The organism is uncultured Pseudoflavonifractor sp., from assembly GCF_944387805.1.
GTDB lineage: Bacteria > Bacillota > Clostridia > Oscillospirales > Oscillospiraceae > Pseudoflavonifractor.
This window is the reverse complement of record NZ_CALXGI010000029.1, coordinates 1-20,908: the sequence shown is the minus strand read 5'-3', so window position 1 is coordinate 20,908 and position 20,908 is coordinate 1. Positions and strand designations below refer to the sequence as shown.

At 62.8% G+C, this 20,908-nt stretch carries 26 protein-coding genes; 16 read left to right on the top strand and 10 right to left on the bottom strand.

Annotation, left to right across the window (positions count from 1 at the left end):
• Positions 1 to 13: 13 nt before the first annotated feature.
• Positions 14 to 418, top strand: a complete 405-nt coding sequence (gene cdd, locus Q0K06_RS08525) for a cytidine deaminase (protein ID WP_294551148.1) — start codon at positions 14 to 16, stop codon at positions 416 to 418.
• Positions 419 to 473: 55 nt separating this feature from the next.
• Here the strand turns inward: cdd and Q0K06_RS08520 are convergent, their stop codons facing one another.
• The 4 genes from Q0K06_RS08520 to Q0K06_RS08505 all read right to left on the bottom strand — a co-directional run bounded on the left by Q0K06_RS08520 (position 474) and on the right by Q0K06_RS08505 (position 4,856).
• Complete coding sequence (locus Q0K06_RS08520; RefSeq protein ID WP_294551146.1) at positions 474 to 1,970, bottom strand: HAMP domain-containing sensor histidine kinase; 1,497 nt, start codon at positions 1,968 to 1,970, stop codon at positions 474 to 476.
• A 58-nt stretch (positions 1,971 to 2,028) separates the two neighbouring features.
• Positions 2,029 to 2,712, bottom strand: a complete 684-nt coding sequence (locus Q0K06_RS08515) for a response regulator transcription factor (RefSeq protein ID WP_294551142.1) — start codon at positions 2,710 to 2,712, stop codon at positions 2,029 to 2,031.
• Between the two features lie 39 nt (positions 2,713 to 2,751).
• Complete coding sequence (locus Q0K06_RS08510) at positions 2,752 to 3,585, bottom strand: hypothetical protein (RefSeq protein WP_294551139.1); 834 nt, start codon at positions 3,583 to 3,585, stop codon at positions 2,752 to 2,754.
• 98 nt (positions 3,586 to 3,683) lie between these two features.
• Positions 3,684 to 4,856 (bottom strand): NADP-dependent malic enzyme, encoded by a 1,173-nt coding sequence (locus tag Q0K06_RS08505; protein ID WP_294551136.1) that lies wholly within the window; start codon positions 4,854 to 4,856, stop codon positions 3,684 to 3,686.
• 200 nt (positions 4,857 to 5,056) lie between these two features.
• Here Q0K06_RS08505 and Q0K06_RS08500 point away from each other — a divergent pair, with 200 nt between their 5' ends.
• The 7 genes from Q0K06_RS08500 to secG all read left to right on the top strand — a co-directional run bounded on the left by Q0K06_RS08500 (position 5,057) and on the right by secG (position 11,710).
• Entirely contained in the window at positions 5,057 to 6,256 is a 1,200-nt protein-coding gene (locus tag Q0K06_RS08500; protein WP_294551133.1) for a polysaccharide deacetylase family protein, read from the top strand.
• A gap of 14 nt (positions 6,257 to 6,270) precedes the next feature.
• Positions 6,271 to 6,636: a hypothetical protein gene (locus tag Q0K06_RS08495; RefSeq protein WP_294551130.1), complete on the top strand. Its 366-nt coding sequence runs from the start codon at positions 6,271 to 6,273 to the stop codon at positions 6,634 to 6,636.
• Positions 6,637 to 6,733: 97 nt separating this feature from the next.
• Entirely contained in the window at positions 6,734 to 7,417 is a 684-nt protein-coding gene (locus Q0K06_RS08490; RefSeq protein ID WP_294551127.1) for a response regulator transcription factor, read from the top strand.
• 31 nt (positions 7,418 to 7,448) lie between these two features.
• Positions 7,449 to 8,492: a sensor histidine kinase gene (locus Q0K06_RS08485; RefSeq protein ID WP_294551124.1), complete on the top strand. Its 1,044-nt coding sequence runs from the start codon at positions 7,449 to 7,451 to the stop codon at positions 8,490 to 8,492.
• Positions 8,493 to 8,555: 63 nt separating this feature from the next.
• The gene (locus Q0K06_RS08480; RefSeq protein ID WP_294551121.1) at positions 8,556 to 9,323 is read left to right on the top strand and encodes an ABC transporter ATP-binding protein; all 768 of its coding nucleotides are present in this window, start codon (positions 8,556 to 8,558) and stop codon (positions 9,321 to 9,323) included.
• Positions 9,313 to 11,310, top strand: coding sequence for an ABC transporter permease (locus Q0K06_RS08475; RefSeq protein ID WP_294551118.1), 1,998 nt, complete (start codon positions 9,313 to 9,315; stop codon positions 11,308 to 11,310). The genes Q0K06_RS08480 and Q0K06_RS08475 overlap by 11 nt, the downstream gene beginning before the upstream one ends.
• Positions 11,311 to 11,461: 151 nt before the next feature.
• A complete protein-coding gene (secG, locus tag Q0K06_RS08470) occupies positions 11,462 to 11,710 on the top strand; it encodes a preprotein translocase subunit SecG (RefSeq protein WP_294551115.1) in 249 nt (82 codons plus the stop codon).
• A gap of 99 nt (positions 11,711 to 11,809) precedes the next feature.
• Here secG and Q0K06_RS08465 read toward each other — a convergent pair whose 3' ends face one another.
• The 3 genes from Q0K06_RS08465 to dusB all read right to left on the bottom strand — a co-directional run bounded on the left by Q0K06_RS08465 (position 11,810) and on the right by dusB (position 14,555).
• Positions 11,810 to 12,889 (bottom strand): zf-HC2 domain-containing protein, encoded by a 1,080-nt coding sequence (locus Q0K06_RS08465; protein WP_294551112.1) that lies wholly within the window; start codon positions 12,887 to 12,889, stop codon positions 11,810 to 11,812.
• Between the two features lie 63 nt (positions 12,890 to 12,952).
• A complete protein-coding gene (locus Q0K06_RS08460) occupies positions 12,953 to 13,549 on the bottom strand; it encodes a sigma-70 family RNA polymerase sigma factor (RefSeq protein ID WP_294551109.1) in 597 nt (198 codons plus the stop codon).
• 34 nt (positions 13,550 to 13,583) lie between these two features.
• On the bottom strand, positions 13,584 to 14,555 hold the full coding sequence (gene dusB, locus Q0K06_RS08455; protein WP_294551107.1) for a tRNA dihydrouridine synthase DusB: 972 nt from the start codon (positions 14,553 to 14,555) through the stop codon (positions 13,584 to 13,586).
• Between the two features lie 116 nt (positions 14,556 to 14,671).
• Here dusB and rd point away from each other — a divergent pair, with 116 nt between their 5' ends.
• The 3 genes from rd to galU all read left to right on the top strand — a co-directional run bounded on the left by rd (position 14,672) and on the right by galU (position 16,525).
• Complete coding sequence (gene rd / locus Q0K06_RS08450) at positions 14,672 to 14,830, top strand: rubredoxin (protein WP_294516632.1); 159 nt, start codon at positions 14,672 to 14,674, stop codon at positions 14,828 to 14,830.
• Positions 14,831 to 15,069: 239 nt separating this feature from the next.
• Entirely contained in the window at positions 15,070 to 15,612 is a 543-nt protein-coding gene (locus Q0K06_RS08445) for a QueT transporter family protein (RefSeq protein WP_294551104.1), read from the top strand.
• 43 nt (positions 15,613 to 15,655) lie between these two features.
• Positions 15,656 to 16,525 carry a UTP--glucose-1-phosphate uridylyltransferase GalU gene (gene galU, locus Q0K06_RS08440; RefSeq protein ID WP_294551101.1) on the top strand — a complete coding sequence of 290 codons (870 nt, stop codon included), beginning with the start codon at positions 15,656 to 15,658 and terminating at the stop codon, positions 16,523 to 16,525.
• Between the two features lie 54 nt (positions 16,526 to 16,579).
• On the opposite strand, the gene Q0K06_RS08435 is transcribed toward galU, so the two are convergent.
• On the bottom strand, positions 16,580 to 16,861 hold the full coding sequence (locus Q0K06_RS08435) for a hypothetical protein (protein ID WP_294551098.1): 282 nt from the start codon (positions 16,859 to 16,861) through the stop codon (positions 16,580 to 16,582).
• A 115-nt stretch (positions 16,862 to 16,976) separates the two neighbouring features.
• Here Q0K06_RS08435 and Q0K06_RS08430 point away from each other — a divergent pair, with 115 nt between their 5' ends.
• Positions 16,977 to 17,219 (top strand): helix-turn-helix transcriptional regulator, encoded by a 243-nt coding sequence (locus Q0K06_RS08430; RefSeq protein WP_294551096.1) that lies wholly within the window; start codon positions 16,977 to 16,979, stop codon positions 17,217 to 17,219.
• A gap of 99 nt (positions 17,220 to 17,318) precedes the next feature.
• Here the strand turns inward: Q0K06_RS08430 and Q0K06_RS08425 are convergent, their stop codons facing one another.
• Positions 17,319 to 18,119 (bottom strand): PepSY domain-containing protein, encoded by an 801-nt coding sequence (locus tag Q0K06_RS08425; protein ID WP_294551094.1) that lies wholly within the window; start codon positions 18,117 to 18,119, stop codon positions 17,319 to 17,321.
• A 243-nt stretch (positions 18,120 to 18,362) separates the two neighbouring features.
• A complete protein-coding gene (locus Q0K06_RS08420) occupies positions 18,363 to 18,809 on the bottom strand; it encodes a hypothetical protein (protein ID WP_294551091.1) in 447 nt (148 codons plus the stop codon).
• Between the two features lie 300 nt (positions 18,810 to 19,109).
• Between Q0K06_RS08420 and rpsF the strand changes: the two genes are divergently transcribed.
• From rpsF to Q0K06_RS08400, 4 genes are all read left to right on the top strand, one after another.
• On the top strand, positions 19,110 to 19,406 hold the full coding sequence (rpsF, locus tag Q0K06_RS08415) for a 30S ribosomal protein S6 (RefSeq protein WP_294516645.1): 297 nt from the start codon (positions 19,110 to 19,112) through the stop codon (positions 19,404 to 19,406).
• A 10-nt stretch (positions 19,407 to 19,416) separates the two neighbouring features.
• Positions 19,417 to 19,902: a single-stranded DNA-binding protein gene (gene ssb, locus Q0K06_RS08410; RefSeq protein WP_294551088.1), complete on the top strand. Its 486-nt coding sequence runs from the start codon at positions 19,417 to 19,419 to the stop codon at positions 19,900 to 19,902.
• Positions 19,903 to 19,995: 93 nt separating this feature from the next.
• Positions 19,996 to 20,235 carry a 30S ribosomal protein S18 gene (gene rpsR / locus Q0K06_RS08405; RefSeq protein ID WP_006572919.1) on the top strand — a complete coding sequence of 80 codons (240 nt, stop codon included), beginning with the start codon at positions 19,996 to 19,998 and terminating at the stop codon, positions 20,233 to 20,235.
• 152 nt (positions 20,236 to 20,387) lie between these two features.
• Positions 20,388 to 20,837, top strand: a complete 450-nt coding sequence (locus tag Q0K06_RS08400; protein WP_294551085.1) for a helix-turn-helix transcriptional regulator — start codon at positions 20,388 to 20,390, stop codon at positions 20,835 to 20,837.
• Positions 20,838 to 20,908 lie beyond the last annotated feature (71 nt).

Here is a 20,908-nt window from a genome sequence, read left to right as displayed (position 1 = left end):
GGAGGCATGCCCTATGACCGATCGAGAACTGGTAGAACTGGCCTTTACCATGCTGGAGCGCTCCTACGTGCCCTATTCGGGCTTCCCTGTGGGCGCGGCGCTGGAGTGCGCCGGCGGCACAGTCTTTACCGGCTGCAACGTGGAAAATGCGGCCTACGGCTCCACCATCTGTGCTGAGCGCACCGCCGTTGTGAAGGCGGTGAGCGAGGGCCATCGGGATGACTGGAAGCGCATCGCCGTGGTGGGCAATTCAGCGGACTACTGCTGGCCCTGCGGCGCCTGCCGGCAGATGCTCTACGAGTTTGCCCCCGACCTGACGGTGCTGGTGGCCCGCGGGGACCATGAATTTGTCACCCTTCCTCTGAAGGACCTGCTGCCCTATGGCTTCGGCCCCAAATCCCTCTCCACTGAAAACTGACACACAGCAGAGCAGCCCGGCGGACCAAATGGTCTGCCGGGCTGCTTTTGTTTTTTTAGGCCAGCTTCTTCTCCTCTTCCGGCTGGTCCGGGGCGGCCTGCTGGGTGGGCGGGGCCAGGGGAAGCACCACGGTCATGCGGGTGCCGATCCCCTCCCGGCTGGTCACCTCGAACCAGCCTCCGTGGCGGTCCACGATCCACTTGGCGATGGCCAGGCCCAGGCCGGTGCCGCCGGTCTGGCGGGCTCGGGACTGGTCCGTGCGGTAGAAGCGCTCGAAGATATGGGGCAGGCTGGCCGCGTCGATGCCCTGCCCCTCGTCCTGGACAGTGAGCCGGGCGGTGCCGTTCCGCTTCTCCACCCCCAGGCGGATCTTGCCGCCGGCGGGGGTGTATTTGATGGAATTGTCCACCAGGATGCGCATGGCCTGTTTGATGAGGCCCACGTCGGCGTGGATGGTCACGGACTCCTCCCACCGGGCGGAGAACTGATGGGTCTGGTCGATCATCTCGGTCTCCCGCAGCACCTCGGCGGCCACAGCGGTCAGGTCGAAGTTCTCAAACTCCACGTGCATGGACTCGTTGTCCCCCCGGGCCAGGAAGAGCAGCTGCTCCACCAGTTCCTTCATGGAGGCGGCCTCGGCGGCAATGGCGTCGATGGCCTCCTGGCGGGTGGCGGGGTCGTCCTTGCCCCAGCGGTTGAGCATATTGGCATAGCCCTGGATGACCGCGATGGGAGTGCGCAGCTCATGGCTGGCGTCGGAGACAAAGCGCATCTGGGAGCGGTAGGCCTCGTTGATCCGGTCCAGCATGGCGTTGATGGCCTCGGCCAGGGTCTTGAGCTCCTTCTGCTGCCCCGTCACCGAGATTCGGGTGTCCAGGTGGGTGGCGTTAATCTGGTCCAGCTTGCCCGCCAGGGCCTGAAGCTCCTCGGGGGACATGCCGGAGACGGTGTTGAGCCGGGCGGCTGCGGCGGCCAGGTCCTGAATGGGCCGCAGGGTCTTTTTGATGGTCCCGGCGTTTTTGAACAGATTTGAGATGAGGCTCAGCAGCTGGAACACCAGCAGCACCCGGGATGCCACGGAGAAAAAGGTCATAGGGCTCTGGAGATCCAGGGTGATGGTGTAGGGCTCATCTCCCGGCATGGCTACCGTATAGCTGGTGGAGCCGCCGGTGTGGAAATTGAGCAGAAAGAAAAAGTTTATGTTGCCTGGGTTAAAGTACCGCACGCCCTGAGCGGTATCGTCCGGGGCAGGCAGCCACTCCGGCAGGCGGAAGCCCGCTCCGGCGGTGCTGCCCGCAGTGACAATATAGTTGCCCGCGTTCATCCACTCGGTAGCCTCCGCCGTGGGCACTCCCCGCTCCTCCACCAGGCCGTTGATGTCGGCGGCCTGCTGCTCCGCCCAGACAAACATGCCTCCGCAGAACAGAAGGGAGATGATCAGATTCATGCCCACGTAGATGCCCAGCAGGCGGAAGAAGAGCTTGGTGTTGAGCCGCAGGACAATGGAGGACTTTACCTCTCCCGCCGTCCTATTGACTTGTTTTCGCGCCATACCGCATTCCCCATTTCGCGCCGGCCGTTTTGTCCGACCTGCGAGCCGTTGCCGTCCCTTACTCGTTCTCCTCCCGGATCACATAGCCCACGCCACGGACGGTGTGGATGAGCTTGATGCCGAAGGCCTCGTCGATTTTGGACCGAAGGAACCGGATGTACACGTCAACCGCGTTGGTCTCTCCCACAAAGTCAAAGCCCCACACGTTGTCCAGCAGGGATTCCCGGGAGATAACCTTCTCCTTGTTCTCCAGCAGGTAGCGCAGCAGGTCGAACTCCCGGCGGGTCAGCTCCACCGGAGTGCCTCTGACGGTGACCTCGTGGCGCTCCGGGTCCATGGTCAGGGGCCCGGCGGTAAGCACGGTCCCCTCCTGCCGGGCGGGCCGCTTGCGCAGGGCGGCCCGGATGCGGGCCAGCAGCTCCTCAATCTCAAAGGGTTTGGTAATATAGTCGTCCGCCCCCGAGTCCAGCCCGGACACCTTGTCCACCACCGCGTCCCGTGCAGTGACCATGATGACGGGCACCTGACTCTCCCGCCGCAGGCGGCGGAGCACCTCCATGCCGGACATGGACGGCAGCATAATGTCCAGCAAAATCAGGTCGAAGTGGCCGGACAGGGCCTTTTCCAGGCCCTCCCGGCCGTCAAAAGCCTTTTCCACCTCGTAGCCCTCGTAGCGCAGCTCCAGCTCCACCACCCGGGCCAGCTTCTCTTCGTCCTCCACCAGCAGAATTCTATCCGCCATACCCCTTTTCCTCCCAACGGGCGGCCCTTTCTGCCGCCCTTACTTCTTTCCGCCGCCGGAGAGCCAGCGGTCCAGCTCCTCCAGCTTTCTGTCCACAGCCCCCAGGGCCTTGTCCATGGCGTCCATGGCCTTGTCGGCCACTTCGCCCCGCTGGGCGGCCTCCGCCGCCTTTTTTACAGCCCGTTCCGCCGCCTGGGCGGCCCGCTCCGCTGCCCGGGCCGCCTTCTCTCCGGCAGCCTGGGCCTTTTTGCGCTGTCTCTCCTTTTTCTCCTCCCAGGTCTCCTCATCGGCGCCGGAAGGGGGCGTTTTCTTCTTCTCGCCGGTAAACTCCCGGTGCATCTCCCGCACCATGCCGTCCACCGTATCGGACACGTTGTCCATCACGCCGTTGACATCGTCCCTGCCCAGGTCCGGCCCGGCGAAGCGGTACCGGCAGCCCAGGAACAATCCGATGATCAGCAGGGGCACAGAGATCCAAAACACCATAATGATCAGCATCGCCAGGATGAGCACCGGCATAGAGGTCATCATCTCTCCCCGGCGCCACACCTCGAACTGGTTCTCCACGGCGTGGCGGAGCAGGTTCTTGCCCGCCTCCCACACTTCGGCGGCGCCGTCCCGCCAGTCGCTGCGCTTTTTTCCGCCCTGCTGTCCGCTCTCCGGGCTGAGCACCAGCCGGGCGGCCTCTGCGGCCTTCTCTCCCGGCTTCGTGGTAAAGGTGGCCCCGGCTGTGCGGCTGTGCCCCGCCCGCTCCAGCAGGATGATGGCATCCAGCAGGTTGCCGTCTGTCCGCTCCAGGGCGTCCCGGCACTCCTCATAGGTGGCCCCTGACTTCTCCCGAAGGCGCTCCACCTGTTCCATTGTCACTGCCATGGACGCTCCCCCATTTCCTGTTATCTGGGAACAGTATACCCCCGCAAGGGGGCGGAGACCATTTACCAATCCTTAAAACTGAATTAAAATGCCGCCTCTCACAGCCGGGCCACGCCGGTATCCCGGGCGGCCTGCGCCACGGCCCGGGCCACGGCTGGGGTGATTCTGGGGTCAAAGCCCTCGGGTACAATGTGGTCGGGAGCCAGGTCGTCCCCCACCAGGTCGGCCAGAGCCCGGGCAGCGGCCAGCTTCATCTCGTCGTTGATATCCTTGGCCCGCACGTCCAGGGCGCCCCGGAACACGCCGGGGAAGGCCATCATGTTGTTGATCTGGTTGGGAAAATCGCTCCGGCCGGTGCCCACCACGGCGGCGCCGGCCTCCAAAGCCGCGTCTGGCATAATCTCAGGCACCGGGTTGGCCATGGCGAAGAGGATGGGGTCCTTGGCCATGGAGCGGACCATTTCTCCGGTAACCAGGTTGGGGGCCGACACGCCCACAAACAGGTCGGCGCCCACCAGGGCCTCAGCCAGACCGCCCCGGACGGTGGGCCGGCTCAGCTCAGCCAGCTCGGAGAGCCAAGGGTCGCTCGCCAGGTCGGGCCGGCCGGGATAGACCACGCCGCGTATGTCGCAGAGAACGGCGTGGCGCAGGCCCATCTTCCACAGCAGTTTGAACACAGCGGTGCCCGCCGCGCCAGCGCCGGAGAACACGGCGCGGATATCCTCAATTTTCTTGCCGGTGAGCTTGAGGGCGTTGGTGAGGGCGGCCGCCACCACGATGGCGGTACCGTGCTGGTCATCGTGGAAGATGGGAATGTCGCAGCACTCCTTCAGCCGCTTCTCAATCTCAAAGCACCGGGGGGCGGAGATATCCTCCAGGTTGACACCGCCGAAGGAGCCGGCCAGGAGGCGGATGGTGTTGACAATGTCGTCCACGTCCTTGCTGCGGATGCACAGGGGAATGGCGTCCACATTGCCGAAGGCCTTGAGGAGGAGGCACTTGCCCTCCATAACGGGCATCCCGGCCTCGGGGCCGATGTCGCCCAGGCCCAGCACGGCGGTGCCGTCCGTAACAACTGTGACGGTATTCCACCGGCCGGTGAGCTCAAAGCTCTTCTCCGGGTCCTTGTGGATCTCCATGCAGGGGGCGGCCACGCCGGGGGTATAGGCCAGGGAGAGCGCCTCCCGGCTGTCCACCGCCACCTTGGGCGTCACGCTCAGCTTGCCTTTCCACTGGTAGTGCAGACGCAGGGACTCTTTTGCATAATCCATAGATGGGCCTCTTTTCACATGATTTTCCGGCTTCGGCGCTCCGCCGCTCCGGGGCGAGTTATATTTTGTTATTATACTATGCCCGTCAAACCGGCGCAAGAGCGGCCCGGGTCTTTCCACTTTACCCGCTGTGCGCAGCTGTGCTATAATAGCTGTGTATTGGCTTATTTCACATCCGTTTTTCGGGAGGTGTGCTGAATATGAACTGGAAAAAATGCCTGCTGTCTCTGGTGTGCGCCGCCGCCATTGTGCTGGGGATCACCCTGTCCGGCGCCCAGGCGGCTGAGGGCAGGATCAATATTCTGGCCCTCAACGACCAGGTCATCACCCCCATCAGCTCCACCAACATGCCCATCCAGGTCGGCGGCACCTACTACCTCCCCTACACGGTCTTTGACCCCAATGTGGTGGATGTGGACCTGGGGGTCAAGTACTCCCTGCGTGACAATGTGCTCACGCTCTATACCAAGCAGTCCCTGCTCAAGTACGACCTGAACGCCGGCACCTGCGAGGATCGGGACGGCAGCACGGGCTACACGCGCGCCATTGTCCGGGGCAGCATGATCTATGTCTCCATGCCCAGTGTGTGCTCCTATTTCGGCATCCAGTCCTACCAGGAGGCCACCATTTACGGCCAGGTCATACGTCTCACCACCGCCAGCGCGGTGCTCTCCGATCGGGACTTTATGGACTCCGCGCTGTCCACCTCCATTGCCGACGCCTACAAGAAATACTGGCGGGCCCAGGAGAGCCTGAACCCCTCCCCGTCGCCCTCCCACTCGGTCTCCCCCTCCCCATCGCCCTCTCAACCGGCCTCTCCCGCCCCGTCGCCCTCCAGCACAGGCAATGACGACAAGCAGCATGTGACAGTGGCGCTGGCCTTCCGCCACACCGACGGGACAGGACTGACCGGCATTCTGGACACCCTGGCCCAGTATAACCTGTCGGCCCTCTTTTTCCTGCCGCCGGACGCCATCGGGGATAACGCCGCCCTCATCCGCCGGATGGTGGGCGCGGGACACGCCTTAGGCCTGTCGGTGGCGGGCGGCCCTGCCTCTGACGCAGTCGAGTTGCTCTCCGAGGGAAACCGGCTTCTGGAGCTGGCCGCCCACATGAACACCCACACCATGCTGGTGGAGAATGAGGACAGCGACACCATTGCCGTTCTGGAGTCGGACGGCTGGTCGGCATGGCGGGGCAACGTCTCCCTGCCCGAGTCCGCCTCCATCTCCTACTGCGCCTCATACGTGCTCCGCAGCGTGGACGCCAAGCGCTCCCTGGCCTACATTACCCTGGACGACGACGCCCGCTCGGCCCAGGTGCTGGAGCGCATTCTGCCCTCCCTCCTGGAGGACGGGTATCGCTTCCGTCTGGCCGTGGGCGAGGCCCTGGACTGGTAAGGGGGGATTATCGCTTGAGAACCGTTGTGATGAATGACTGTCCCGCCGCAGCTGATGCAGCGCCGGCGGGCCGGCAGGCCCGTCTGCTGCGGCACCTGCTGGGCCGGATGCTGGAGCTGGAGGAGGACGGGCTGCGGGTAGAGGGGCCGGCCGATCCCTTTGCACTGCGCGCTCCTCTGGTGGCGGTTGACTTTACCGGCCGGGACAACTATGAAATTGCCCGCCGCCTGAGCGAGGAATATCATATTCAGGTCTCCTGCACGGATAACGCGCCTGCGCCCGGCTGCATGCTCCATCTCTGCCCTGCCCCCGGCGTCACCTTTGAGGATATTGACTATGTCCAGGGCGCCGTGTACCGCCTGCTGCTGGAACCACGCTGATTTTTCCACCCCGGAGCCTGGCTCCGGGGCTTTTTTATGTTTTCTTAAAGACCCTGTTCACAATTTCATGTTACACTGTGGAAAAGGATGTGAGACAATGGGATTTGCTGTATTCCTGGCGGAAGACGACCTTCACCTGCGGGGAGAGCTCTCCGCGCTGCTGGAGCGGTACGGCTACCGCTGCCTGTTCCCGTCCGGCTATGAGGACCTGGCGGGACAGATTCTGTCCAGCGGCGCCCAGCTGGTGCTGCTGGACCTGGGCCTGCCCCGGTACGACGGCTACCATGTCTGCCGGGACCTGCGTGCCCGCAGCGCCCAGCTGCCCATTATGATAGTGACAAGCCGCTCCGACGAGCTGGACGAGCTGATGAGCATGAACCTGGGGGCGGACGACTTCATCACCAAGCCCTTCAACCCCCAGATTCTCCTGGCCCGGATGGCCCGGCTGCTCCAGCGCGCCTATCCCTCCGGCGGTGGGGCATCAGTGCTGTTTGCGGGGGGCGTGTCCCTGGACCTGGGCAGCGGCACGGTGCGCTTCGGAGACAGGGAAGCCCGGCTCACCCGCAACGAGGTGTTGCTCCTGCGGCAGCTGCTCCGCCAGCCGGGACAGATTGTCAGCCGGGACGCCCTGATGAACGCCCTGTGGCAGTCCGACCAGTTTGTGGACGACAACACCCTCACCGTCAACGTGACCCGGCTGCGCCGCACCCTGGAGGAGCTGGGCCTGAAGGATGTGCTCATCACCCGACGGGGCCAGGGGTATCAGCTGCTGCTGTCCTGACCGGCTATTTTTCTGAAAGGGAGGTCCCGCCATGACCCTGTCCGCCCTGCTGAAAGAAAAGCTGCCCCACCTGCTGGGGCTTGTGTTTGTCCTGCTCTTTACGGCAGCCCTGCTGTCCCTGCTGCGGGTCCCCCCTTCGGCCACCCTCTTTCTCTGCCTGGTAACTGCCCTGTGCGTCCTCCTGCCCCTGGGCGGCGAGATAGCCCGCAAGCTCCGGTTTTATCAGGACATGGAGGGCAGGCTGGACGCCCTGGACGAGAAGTACCTGTTCTCCGAGGTGATGGTAGAGCCCGGCTTTCCCGAGGGGGAATTTCTCTTCTCCGCCGCCCGGACCATGGGCGCCTCCATGGCGGAGGCGGTTGGGGACGCCCGGCGGGACATAGGGGAGTACCGGGAGTACATCGAGACCTGGATTCACGAGGTCAAGACACCCATCGCCGCCGCCCGGCTGTGCCTGGAGAACCACCCCGGACCTCTGGCCGACAGCGTGGAGGATTCCCTGTTCCAGATTGAGGGCTACGTGGAGCAGGCCCTGTTCTACGCCCGCAGCGGCGCGGTGGATCGGGACTACGCCGTTCGGTCCCTCCCCCTGAGCCAGGCCGTCTCCGCCGCCCTGCGGCGGTATGCCCGTCCCCTTATCGAGGCCGGATTCCGGGTGGAGCTGGGGGAGCTGAACGCAGTGGTCTGCTCCGACGGGAAGTGGGTGGAGTTCATCCTGGGCCAGCTCATCTCCAACTCCCTCAAATACCGCTCCTCCGCACCCAAGCTCACATTCTTCCAGGAGGTGAAACGGGACGGAGTAGTCCTCTCTCTTCTGGACAACGGCCCCGGCATCCCGCCGGAGGACCTGCCCCGGGTGTTCGACAAGGGCTTCACCGGCGCCAACGGCCGGAAGCTGTCCACCCGCTCCACCGGCCTGGGGCTGTACCTGTGCAGAAAGCTGTGCGCCCGGCTGGGGCTGGGCCTGTCCCTCTCCTGTCCGCCCGGCGGCGGCACTCTGTCCGCCCTCACCTTCCCCCTGGGCCGCTTCCATCTGGCGGAGGGCCAACCTTACAAAACTGTCACCTCCCCGTAAGGTCCGCCCATGGCCCCGCCGGAGGGATTGGGGTAAACTGGTCCCATAAGGAGGGATTCCGCCATGGAACCGATTCTCACTGTCACCCATCTTCAAAAGTACTACGGCGCCCGCAGCTCGGTGACCCGGGCCATTGACGACCTGAGCTTCTCCGTCCAGCCCGGGGAGTTCGTGGGCATCATGGGTGCGTCGGGCAGCGGCAAGACCACCCTGCTCAACTGCATCGCCACCATCGACCGGCCCACCGCCGGGCACATCATTGTGGACGGCGCGGACATCACGGCTATGAAGAACAAGGCCCTGTCCAAATTCCGCCGGGAGCAGCTGGGCTTTGTCTTTCAGGACTGCAACCTGCTGGACACCCTCACCGCCTTTGAAAACATCGCCCTGGCCCTCACCATTCTCAAAACCCCGGTGAAGGAGATTGAGCCCCGGGTAAAGGAGACGGCCCGGCTGCTGGAGATTGAGGACTGCCTGTCCCGGTACCCCTACCAGCTCTCGGGCGGCCAGCGGCAGCGTGTGGCGGCCGCCCGGGCCATCATCACCCGTCCCGCCCTGGTGCTGGCCGACGAGCCCACCGGCGCGCTGGACTCCAAGGCCTCCCGGCTGCTGCTGGACCGGTTCGAGGCCCTGAACCGGGAGCAGCAGGCCACCATCCTCATGGTCACCCACGACGCCTTTACCGCCAGCTACTGCCACCGCATCCTCTTCATCAAGGACGGCCGTCCCTTCACCGAGCTCATCCGGGGGGAGGACAGCCGGAAGGACTTCTTCGCCCGCATCATCCAGGTTGTGACCCTGCTGGGAGGTGACGACCGGGATGTTCTCTAAGCTGGCCCTGAAGAACGTGAAGCGCAGCCTGCGGGACTACTCGGTGTACTTCCTCACCCTCACCTTCGGCGTGTGCATCTTCTATGTGTTCAACTCCATGGACGCCCAGTACGTCATGGAGGCTCTCAAGGGCGGAAACAACATCGCCCGCATCATCATCCAGCTCATCGACGTCATCTCGGTGTTTGTGTCGGTGGTGCTGGCCTTCCTCATTCTCTATGCCAACAGCTTCATGGTCCGCCGCCGGAAGAAGGAGCTGGGCACCTACCTGCTGCTGGGCATGGGCACCGGCGCCATCTCCGGCCTTCTCTTTCTGGAGACCCTGCTCATCGGCCTGCTGTCCCTGGGCGTGGGTCTGGCCCTGGGCGTCTTTCTGTCCCAGTTCATCTCGGTGTTCACCGCCAGCCTCTTTGCCATCAGCATCCCCGAATTTCACTTTGTGTTTTCTCCCCGCGCCCTGGGCAAGACGGTGCTCTACTTCGGCGTCATCTTCCTGGTGGTCATGTGCTTCAACTCCCTGTCCGTGTCCCGGTGCAAGCTGCTGGACCTGCTGCAGGCGGGCAGGCGGAACCAGGAGCTGAAGGTGAAGAACCTGGGTGTGTCGGCCGTCCTCTTTGTGGTGGGGGCGGTGCTGCTGGGCATCGCCTACGCCATGCTCCTCACCCGGGGCATCCTGCTGGTGGACACCCTGTTCTTTGTCATGCTGGCCCTGGGCACGGCAGGCACGCTGCTGTTCTTCCTGTCCCTGTCCGGCTTCCTGCTGCGGGTGTGCCAGGCCAACAAGAAGCTCTACTACAAGGGCCTGAACATGTTCATCCTGCGCCAGTTCAACGCCCGCATCAACAGCACCTATGTGTCCATGACGGTCATCTGCCTCATGCTCCTGCTGGCCATCGGCATCACCGCCTGCTCCATCGGCCTGAACAACACCGTCTCCCAGCTCACCAGCGCCCAGGCCCCCTATGACGTTTCCCTGTCCGCCAACCGCTATGACCCAGAGACAGGCGAGGAGCTGCCCGTGGACATTCCGGCCGCCCTGAAGGAGGCGGGCTTTGACCCGGCGGTTCAGCTGTCCCGGAGCGCTGAGGTGGAGCTGTGGCAGGGACAGCTCTGCGTGCCCGAGTGGGATGAATCTCTGGTGGAGCATGTGCTCCCCCTGTCCAGCTATAACGGCCTCCGCTCCCTGGAGGGGCTGGAGCCCATCACGCTGGAGCCCTCCACTTACCTCTGGGTGGTGGGGGTTGAGGATGAATGGATGACCCGTCTGCTGACCGACACGCCTTCTCTGGTGGCCAATCACCACACCCTGACAGCCGGAGGGGACCCCATCCATGCCGTTTTGTCCATCGGCTACTCCGCCAGCCCTGAAAACTATCTCATCATCCCCGATGAGGTTCTGGAGGGGGCTGGCGACTGGGACACCAGCAAAATGTACCACAACATCACCTACTACTGCGCCAATTACCGCACCGACGTACCCAAGGAGGAAACGGAGGCCCTGCTCCAGAGCGTGATTTCCGACTATTACCGCTCCGTGCTGGGCGAGGATGCGGGCAGTACCAGCTTCAACACCAAGCTGAATATCTACATGGAGACCATGGGCACCAAGATTCTGGTCCTCTTCCTGGGCATCTACCTGGGCATCATCTTCCTGCTGACCTCGGCGGCGGTGCTGGCCCTCCAGCAGCTGAGCCAGGCGGCGGACAACCAGGAGCGGTACGCAGTGCTCACCCGTCTGGGCGTGGAGGAGAAAATGCGGGACCGGTCGGTGTACGTCCAGGTGTTCCTGTCCTTCTTCCTGCCCCTGTTCCTGGCGGTTATCCACGCTGTGGTGGGCATGACGGCGGCCAACGCCGCCATCGCCCAGGTGGGCAAGCTGGACGCCGCAGCCTCCAGCGCCGTCACCGCCGTGTTCATCCTGGTGGTGTACGGGGCCTACTTCCTGGCCACCTGCTGGGGCAGCCGCCGGATTGTCCGGGGCCGGTGAAGCCAAAACAGCGGAGAAAACCCGGAAATTTTCATCGTCCTCTTGCAATCCTGGGGCAAATATGCTATGATTAGTGCTACGTTTAGACGGTGCATGGTCAGAGTGCGCCCTTTTGTGAAAATACAGCGCCCCCTCGGGGTCGAAAGGAACGATGAAAGCAATGAGCATTCCCAAGATTGTTGTGACGGTTATTCAGCTCCTCTCCGGTCTGTTCCTCATCGCTGTGGTTCTGCTCCAGTCCGGCAAGAGCGCCGGCCTCAGCGGCGCCATCGCCGGCGGTATGGACACCTTCATGGCCAAGAACAAGGCCAAGACCTGGGACGCCAAGCTGGCCAAGTGGACCAAGTGGGTCGCCATTCTGTTCATGGTGCTCACCCTTGTCCTGAGCCTGATCAAGTAAAATTGCAGAAAAAACCGGCGCTGCTCCTGTGGGGCGGCGCCGGTTTTTTGTAAGCGCAACATAAAAGAGCTGGGCCCAATAGGTCCCAGCTCTTTTATGTTATTCATCCACTGCCATCCAGAAGGCGGCGGCGTCTCCGGGGGTGTTGTCCGCCCACGCGGTAAGGATTTCCCCATCCCCAGCCACAGGTACGGCGTAGAAATTCAGGGCGCCGTCCTCACTGCCGGCAGTTGTTTCATACAGCTTGAAAATGCTGTACATCCCGTTTTTGCTCTCCCGCAGGTAGCGGAGCACGGCAGTCCGGGTTCCGTCTGCGCTGGCGAGATAGTAGCCGGTCAGCCTCTCATCCGCCGCAGCTGTGCCTGTGGGCCAGTCGGCGGAGAGTATCTCCCCGTAAATCCTCCCGGCGGCGGCCTGAACCGCATCCAAGCCGTCGGATTCTCCGCCGTCGCCGTTCTCCTGGGGCGTATCCTCTGAGCCGGCGGATCGGAAGGGCGTCACCCCAGGGGTCTGCCCCGGGCTGTCTCCGGCAGGCTGTTCCGTCTGTTCGCTGTTCTGGGGCGGCTGGGACGCCTGTGCGCCGGCGGCAGTCTTGCCGGTTCCCGCTCCGCCGGTGGTCTGGGCGTCCGCCTGAGCCGGTTGGATCTGTGCCTCTTCCGCCGCAGGGGAAGAGGGCTCGCTCTGGATGTCATTTTCTCCGCCAGAGACCGCGGCCTTTTCCTGGGCCGGAAGCGTGTCCGCCGCAGCGGACTGACTGGCCTCCGGCTGGGCGGAATAGACCGACACGCTGGACACCGGCGTGTTCTCCGGGATACCCGCCGTGCCGCCGTCAGAGCCGAAACGCATGGCCGCCGCGCTCATGAACACCACGGCCATGACAGCCGCCATGGCGCCCCAGGACCGCCACATCTTCCGTCCGGCGCGCTTCTTTCGGGCTTCGTCCAGGGAGACGGGCGCGCGTTCCGCCCTGATCTGCGCCATGACCCGCTCCTTCAGCTCCGCAGGCGGCTCCTGATACAGCCCCGGCATGGCGTCATGGATTGCCGCCAGATCGGCGGCCAGCGCCCGGCAGTCCGGGCAGCGGGCCAGATGCTCCTCCAGCTCAGCCTCCTCCTCCGGGGGCAGCGCCCCGTCCAGCCTGGCGCTGAGCGACTCCAGCGCCTGATCGCAGGTATACATGGTGATTCACCTCCCAAACTCCCCCGCCGGAAAGGCCGCCTTCAGGGGTGCGCGTTTCTTTCTTCACGTTATGGACGATGAAGCGCCAGAAAAGTTCCCGTCTTTCATCAAAATTTTGCGCAGAGCCATTCTGGCCCTGGCAATGCGGGACTTGACCGTCCCCTCCTCCAGCCTGAGCACCGCGCCGATTTCCGCGTAGCTCATGCCGTTGAGCTCCCGCATCACCAGCACCTGCCGGTGCTCCTCCGACAGAGCCAGAAGCCCGCGGCGGATGTCCTCCCGCAGCTCCCGCCGTTCCAGTTCCCGCTCCGGGGACTGTCGGCGGTCGGGCAGCTCAGCCTGGCGGCCCTCCTCCTCGTCGTCCAGAGACACGGTCATGGAGATGTCCTTCCGCCGCTTCTCCCGGCGGAGAAAGTCGATGCAGGCGTTGGAGGCCAGGCGGTAGAGCCAGGTGGAAAAGGAGCTGTCCCCCTGAAACTTGTTCAGCCCCCGCCAGGCGTTAAGAAAGGCCTCCTGGGACAGGTCCAGCGCGTCCTCAGGAGAGCCAGTCATCCGCAGGGTCAGATTGTAGATGCGGCCCTGGTTGGCCTCCACCAGGGCGCCAAACGCCTCCTGATCGCCCTGCTTGGCCCGGGCCACCAGCTCCCGCTCGTTTTCCACTCCTTCTCACCTGCCTCTCTTTGATTTCATTTTGTTATTTCAGGTCGCGTTTAATCCCTTTTGTAATACGGTAGATATCCTCCAGGGTGCTGATGTGGCTGATCTGCTCCTTGTAATACCCGGCGAAGGCCACCCCTTTCAGGTACCAGGCATACTGCTTTCTGGCCTCCAGGCAGGCGATGTGCTCCCCCTTGTGGGCGGCCGCCAGCTCAAACTGCCGCACCGCTGTGTCCACCCGCTCGTTCAGGGGGGGCAGGGGCGGAATCTCCTCCCCCTCCAGGGCGGCCCTGGCCTGCTGGAATACCCAGGGATTGCCGAAGCAGCCCCGGCCAATCATGGCCATGTCCGCGCCGGTATACCGCAGGATATGCACGGCCGCCTTGGCGTCAAACACGTCGCCGTTGGCGATGACCGGAATGGACACCGCCTCCTTCACCGCCCGGATATAGTCCCAGTTGGCGGTGCCGGCGTACATCTGGGCGCGGGTGCGGCCGTGGACCGCCACGGCGGACACCCCGGCGGCCTCCATCGCCCTTGCAAACTCCACGCAGTTGATGGAGCCCTTGTCCCAGCCCAGCCGGAACTTGACGGTAACCGGCCGATTCCCGGCCCCCCGCACCACCGCCTCGGCCACCCGGACGGCCTTGTCCACGTCCCGCATCAGGACGGAGCCGTCGCCGTTCTGGGCCACCTTGGGCACCGGGCAGCCCATGTTGATGTCGATGATATCCGCGCCGGACACCTCTCCGGCGATGGCCGCGGCCTCCTCCATGCACTTCTCGTCGCTGCCGAAGATCTGGGCGGCGCAGGGGTGCTCCCCATCCCCCAGCTCCAGCAGCGGGATGGACTTCTTGTCCTGGTAGCACAGGGCTTTGGCGCTGACCATCTCGGTAATGGTGTACCCGGCGCCCAGCTCACGGCAGATGGTGCGGAATGCCAGATCAGTGACGCCGGCCATGGGTGCAAGGCACAATTTTGAATTTATTGTAACATTTCTAATTTTCACTGCAAACCTCAGTTGACAAAAGGATTACCGCCATTGTATCATAAAGCCAACCCGGCGACAAGCGGCAAGGCGCCCCGGTCCGGGAAACAAATTTTAAGGTAAAGGAGCGATATCCCATGGGCAAGTACGTCTGCGATATCTGCGGTTATATCTACGATCCTGAGGTTGGCGATCCTGATAACGGCGTGGCCCCCGGCACCGCCTGGGAGGATGTGCCCGAGGATTGGGTCTGCCCTCTGTGCCAGGTGGGCAAGGACAGCTTTTCTCCCATGTAACCACCGCTGAAAATGAGGCGCGTTCCGCTCTGCGGACGCGCCTCATTTTTATTTCTCCCTTTCCCACTTTTCTTTTGGTGAAAATCATGCTACAATACCCTCGACCGGTTCCCAAAACCCGGTCCAAACGGAACAGAGAAAGCCGTCCGGAGGCGTATGCGCCATGCCTCCGGGGTAGGGACCTGTTCCGCTGTGCGCGGCGCGCGCACTCTAAAGATAAAATTGGAGGTATTGTTCTTATGATTATGGTTTCCAAACGCAAGCTCACCGTCAGAGAGCTGACCCTGGCCGCCGTGGTGGCCGCCGTGTACTTTGTCCTGTGCTACTTCGGCAACATCTTTCAGCTGACCTTTGGCCCTGTCCAGGTGCGGCTGGGAGAGGCGCTCACCGTGCTGCCCTTCCTGTTCCCGGCCACTGCGCCGGGCGTGGCCCTGGGCTGCCTGCTGACCAATGTCCTCTCCCCCTATGGTCCCATCGACATGATTGTGGGCACCCTGGCCACCGCCATCGCCGCCTGGCTGACCATGAAAATGCCCCGGTGGTACCTGGCCGCCCTGCCCCCCATTGTGATGAACGCGCTGCTGCTGCCCCCCATGTGGGCCTGGGCGGAGGCCGGCGCCATCAACAGCGTCTTCTGGGCCTCCTACTGGTTCAACATGTGGACCTTTGTGGTGGGCGAGGCCGTGGCCTGTTATGTGCTGGGCACTGTACTGCTGAAGGCCCTGCCCAAGGTCAAGTTCTTCCGTCCCATGATTCCCGCCGCACATCTGGCACACGTGTAAAACGCGGGCGGTCCTCCGCCCGCATGAGCTGGAGGTTTTCGCTATGAAGGTCCGCAAAGCCGTCATTCCCGCCGCCGGTCTGGGCACCCGCATGCTCCCCGCCACCAAAACGGTGCCCAAGGAGATGCTGCCCATGGTGGACAAGCCGGTGATTCAGTACATCATTGAGGAGGCCGTGGCCGCCGGTATTGAGGATATCCTGATTGTCACCAACCGGGCCAAGTCGGCCATGGACGACTACTTCGACTACTACCCCGAACTGGAGACCCGCCTGAACCAGGCCGGCAAGGAGAAGGAGCTGGCGGAGGTGCGGCGCGCCGCCGATCTGGCCAACATCTTCTATGTCCGGCAGAAGGAGACCAAGGGGCTGGGCCATGCTATCTCCCGTGCCCGCCGTTTTGTGGGGGACGAGCCCTTTGCCGTGCTGCTGGGCGACGACATCATGCGGGCCCGCAAGCCGGTGATGAAGCAGCTCATCGAGGCGGCGGAGAAGTACAACGCCTCCTGCGTAGGCGTGCAGAAGGTGGCCACTGAGGCCATCAGCAAGTACTCCTCGGTAAAAATTCATCCTCTGGAGGACCGGATCTTCTCCGTGTCCGACATGAACGAGAAGCCCGCTCCCACTGAGATGTTCTCCAACTACGCCATTCTGGGCCGCTATGTCCTCACCCCTGACATCTTCGATATTCTGGAGCACCAGGCCCCGGGCTACGGCGGCGAGATTCAGCTGACCGACGGCCTGCGCACGCTGTGCCGCCAGAACCGGATGGTGGCGGTAGACTTTGAGGGCCGCCGGTACGACACCGGCAACCTGAAGGGTTTTCTGGAGGCCACCATTGACTTCGCTCTGGACCACCCTGAGACCGGCGCATGGCTCAGGGACTTTATCAAAGAGAAAGCGGAGCTGCTTTAAAGCCAAACCCCCGTATCCAGCTGGATACGGGGGGTTTTGCTTGCCATTTTCGCTTTATTTCAGGGCGTCCCGTGCCAGCAGCTCCTCCACAGCATCCGCCATGGCCTCTTCTCCGCTGCTCCACAGACACTTCCGGCCCAGAATATAAGTGGCCGCCTCCAGGCACGCCTTATCCCCTGCCTGCCGGCCCAGCTCCATCAGCCCGGCCGCCTGATAGGGTCTGGCCCCGCAGTGGCGCAGGTCAGACAGATACTGGCAGCCCAGGTATCGTGCCATCTCTTCCAGCAGCTCTCTATCGCACTCTGATGCCACCCGTCCATCACCTGCCATTTCCATTCCTTTTCCTTCTGGATTATATATCATATTTTTTCCACCAGGTCAACGGTTTTCCGTTAATTGCAGCACGAAGGGAATGATATGATCTCCTTAAACTCCTCAAGGAGGTCCTGGAATGGATATCTCGGAAGCTGTCGTTCTGCGGCTGAACGAGCTGTGCGCCCAGCGAGGCATCACCATCAACCGCCTGGCCACCCTCTCGGCAGTCACTCAGTCCACGGTCAGTGATTTCATGCGGGGCTCCACAAAAAATATTGGCATCGTTACGCTGAAAAAGCTGGTGGACGGCCTCGATCTCACCATCACAGAATTTTTCGACACCGATGTGTTTCGTCAGCTGGAGCAGGAGATCAAGTAGCGTGTACGGGCCGGGGCGAGGCAGGGGCCATGCACCTGCGTAAAAGAGCGGCGGGGAAGGCTCTTCCCCGCCGCTCTTCCGTGTTTGGTTGTATGCGCGTCAGTCGTCGTAGTCCATGTCCCAGTCCAGGATGACGCCGGTGACGGCGTTGATGTCGCACTCATACTCGGTGCGGCCGTCCCGCAGCTCCACCTCGTAGACCCAGCGGCCGTCGTCCTGGTCCAGCTTGCACTTGACCACCGTGGCGGTGGAGGGGGCCTGGGCCTTGGCGATGGCCTGGGCCTGCTCGGCGGAGATCACGTCGGGATTGGCGCTGGTGCTGCCCGCATTACCGGTACCGCCGGTGTGGGTGCCGCTCAGGTAATAGTCGTCCAGCTCCCAGTCCCGGCTGAGGATGGCGCCGGTGCGGGCGTCGATGTCATAGTCGTACTCCCTGCTGCCGCTGTAAAACTCCACCTCGTACTCCACCCGGCCGTCGTCCCGGTCCAGCTTGGCCTTGAGAAACACGGCGTCGGCAGCGTTGACGCCCGCGTCGGCCAGGGCGATGCTCTTGGCCTTGTCCACGCCGATGTAGCTGCCCGAGTTGGGATCGGAGGCAGCCACCCGGTCGGCGGTGGTGAGCACGGCAGTGTAGGTGGCGGAGTCGTACTCCACCTCCAGCCCGGCGGCCTCGCAGATGGCCCGGACGGGGGCGTAGGTGGTGCCATTATAGGAGAAGAGGGCCACATCCTTGCCGTTGGCGTCCTTGGGGGAGAAGACCGCGCCGTTGATGGTCACGCGGATGTTGTCGTCCACGGAGATGGTGCGGCTGGCCGCAAAGGCGGATACGCCCAGGCCCAGCACAAGAGCGGTGGTGAGGATACCGGCGCCGAAGCCGCTGAAGAAACCCTTCTTTTTCATACTCGATACTTCCTTTCTTTACCCGTTAATTGTGTTGTTATGGTGTGCGGGCGGAGCGCCCTCCCCCGGGAGAGGTCCGCCCCTTGTGTGCCCTTCTGCACCATTAACGGACGGGGCGGGCGTTTTATTGCACAGCCGCAAAAATTTTTTTCAAAAAATTTTTTCCGGCAAAAAACCGGACCGGGGAAGCTCCCCGGCCCGGTGTCCTGAATCGCTCTGCTGACGCTGCGTTCTCTCCCCGCGTTATTCTGAAATGCAGTCCTGAAAGACCGCCAAAAGCTCCTCCTCGCCAGAGAGAATCCGGTAACGGCTTCCACCCGGCTTATAGAGGTAGCCATTCCGGTCAAAGATAAGCCTTCCGTATTCCTCCCGGTCCGCCGCCTCATCATGGTACAGCATCAGTTCATAGTTGGGCACGGGTATCCACCCGGCAAAGCGGGAAAAATCAGGGCTGTACCAGACCACCATGCCCTCCAGAGCGGCGCGCGCCCTGTCCGCCTGCTCCTCCGTCAGATCCGCATCCTGAAACCGGTTGTCGGCGTCCGTTGATGTGTACGAGAGCCCCATGTGGTTGACCTCATCCAGGGGGCCGGACAGCAGCAGGGACACCGGGCGGGGGAGAAACAGGAAGAGAAGCACCACGATTGCCGCCCCGAGCGCGCAGAGAAGAACCATCCGCTTTGTTTTCATTTCGCCACACTCCTTTTCAAAAACAGACCTGCCGCATGCCATGATTCCCATGACCGCATGGTCTTTCATTCTCTCCGGCTCCATTATATCATTCCACCGCGTCAGTGTCACCTCTCCCCTGCATGTCCCGTCCATTATCCATTATATTATATAGAAATTCATTTTCTTTTTGCATTTTCTCTTGACAACGGCGGAATTTTTTATATAATAATATAGCTTGTTTGTATCCAATACAGACAACTCATCCTTGCCCTCATCTGAGATATGAGGGCCATACGTCCATAAGGAGGTGCACAAAACATGGCAAAGCTCAGCGCGAACTACGAGGCTGTCTACATTCTGGACGCCGATCTGGGCGAGGAGGCGACCGCCGCTCTCGTGGCCAAGTTCAAGAACCTGGTGGAGTCCAACGGCACTCTGACCGAGGTTGACGAGTGGGGCAAGCGCCGTCTGGCCTATCCCATCAACGACAAGAACGACGGCTACTACGTCCTCATGACCTTTACTTCCGCCCCCAGCTTCCCCCTGGAGCTGGATCGTATCTTCCGCATTACCGACGGCGTTGTCCGCTCCCTGATCGTCTGCAAGGACGAGTAAGGAGGAAGATATGCTTAACCGCATTATTCTCATGGGCCGCCTGACCCGCGACCCCGAACTGCGGCACACTCAGACGGGGACTCCTGTGGCCTCCTTCTCTCTGGCTGTGGACCGGGATTTTAAGGACAAGCAGACCGGCGAAAAGGCCACCGATTTTATCGACATCGTGGCCTGGCGGCAGACGGCTGAGTTCGTCTCCCGCTTCTTCACCAAGGGCCGCATGGCCGTGGTGGAGGGCCGGCTGCAAATCCGCGACTGGACCGATCGGGACGGCGGTAAGCGCCGCAGCGCCGAGGTCATCGCGGACAACGTCTATTTTGGCGACTCCAAGCGGGACGCCGAGGCCGGCGGCTATTCTGCCCCCGCTTACGGCGCACCCGGCGGCTACGCGCCGCCCCCCGCCCCCGCGCCGTCCACTGGCTACGCCGCGCCCGCCGGCCCTTCCGGCAATGAGTTCGGCGACCTGACCGACGACGACGGCGAGCTGCCCTTCTGACAGGGCAGCCCACAAACACAATCTTTCGGGCCGCATCTGCGCGCCCTATGACATCAAGGGGTCATCGCCCCACGAAACGGAGGTTTTGCTACCATGGCTATGGATAGAGAGCGTCCCCGCGGCCGGAAGCGCCGCAAGGTCTGCACCTTCTGTGTGGACAAGGTCGAGCACATCGATTATAAGGATGCGGTGAAGCTGCGCCGCTTCCTCTCTGAGCGTTCCAAGATCCTGCCCCGCCGTACCACCGGCACCTGCGCCATGCATCAGCGTCAGCTGACCGAGGCCATCAAGCGGGCTCGTCAGATCGCTCTGCTGCCCTACGTGACCGACTAATTCCGTCACACCAGAGGGGCGCGTTCCGAACGGAACGCGCCCCTCTTTTTTTCCCATCCCCCGCCCTGCTGAAAAGTCCCTCCGCTCTTGCGGCGGGGCCCATGAGGCGGTATAATATTGCCTGTCAGTTCAACCGAAAGGGAGTTTGTTTCATGGTTACACTTGCACAGCGCATTGAGGAGCTTCGCACCGCCAAGGGCCTGAGCCGTCCGGCGGCGGCCGCCGCTCTGGGCTTCCCCAAAGGCGCCTTTGAGAAATTTGAGACCGGCCGCCAGACCCCCACCAAGGACCAGCAGGAGAAGATGGCCAATTACTTCGGCGTGTCCCTGTTCTATCTGCGGGGCGAGAGCAGCGACCCCACCCGTCAGGATGACTGGATGAGCGGCGCCGTGCCCCAGGACGAGCCGGTCCACGTCCCCGCCCCCGCGCCCCGAAAGGCTCAGCCCGCCGCCCAGCCCCAGGGCACGGTGATGGACTCGGTGCTCTCCAGCAAGCAGGTGCAGGACCTGCTCCGCTCTATCGTGCTGGATACCCTCCGCTCCCCTGAGGGGCAGGCGCTCATCGCCAAGGCGGTCCACCGGGAGCTGCTCAAGCAGAAATAGTCACAACCTCCGGCTAAGCCGGAGGCTTGATTAAGCCCTATAAGGGCATAATACAGACAATACCCCTAAAG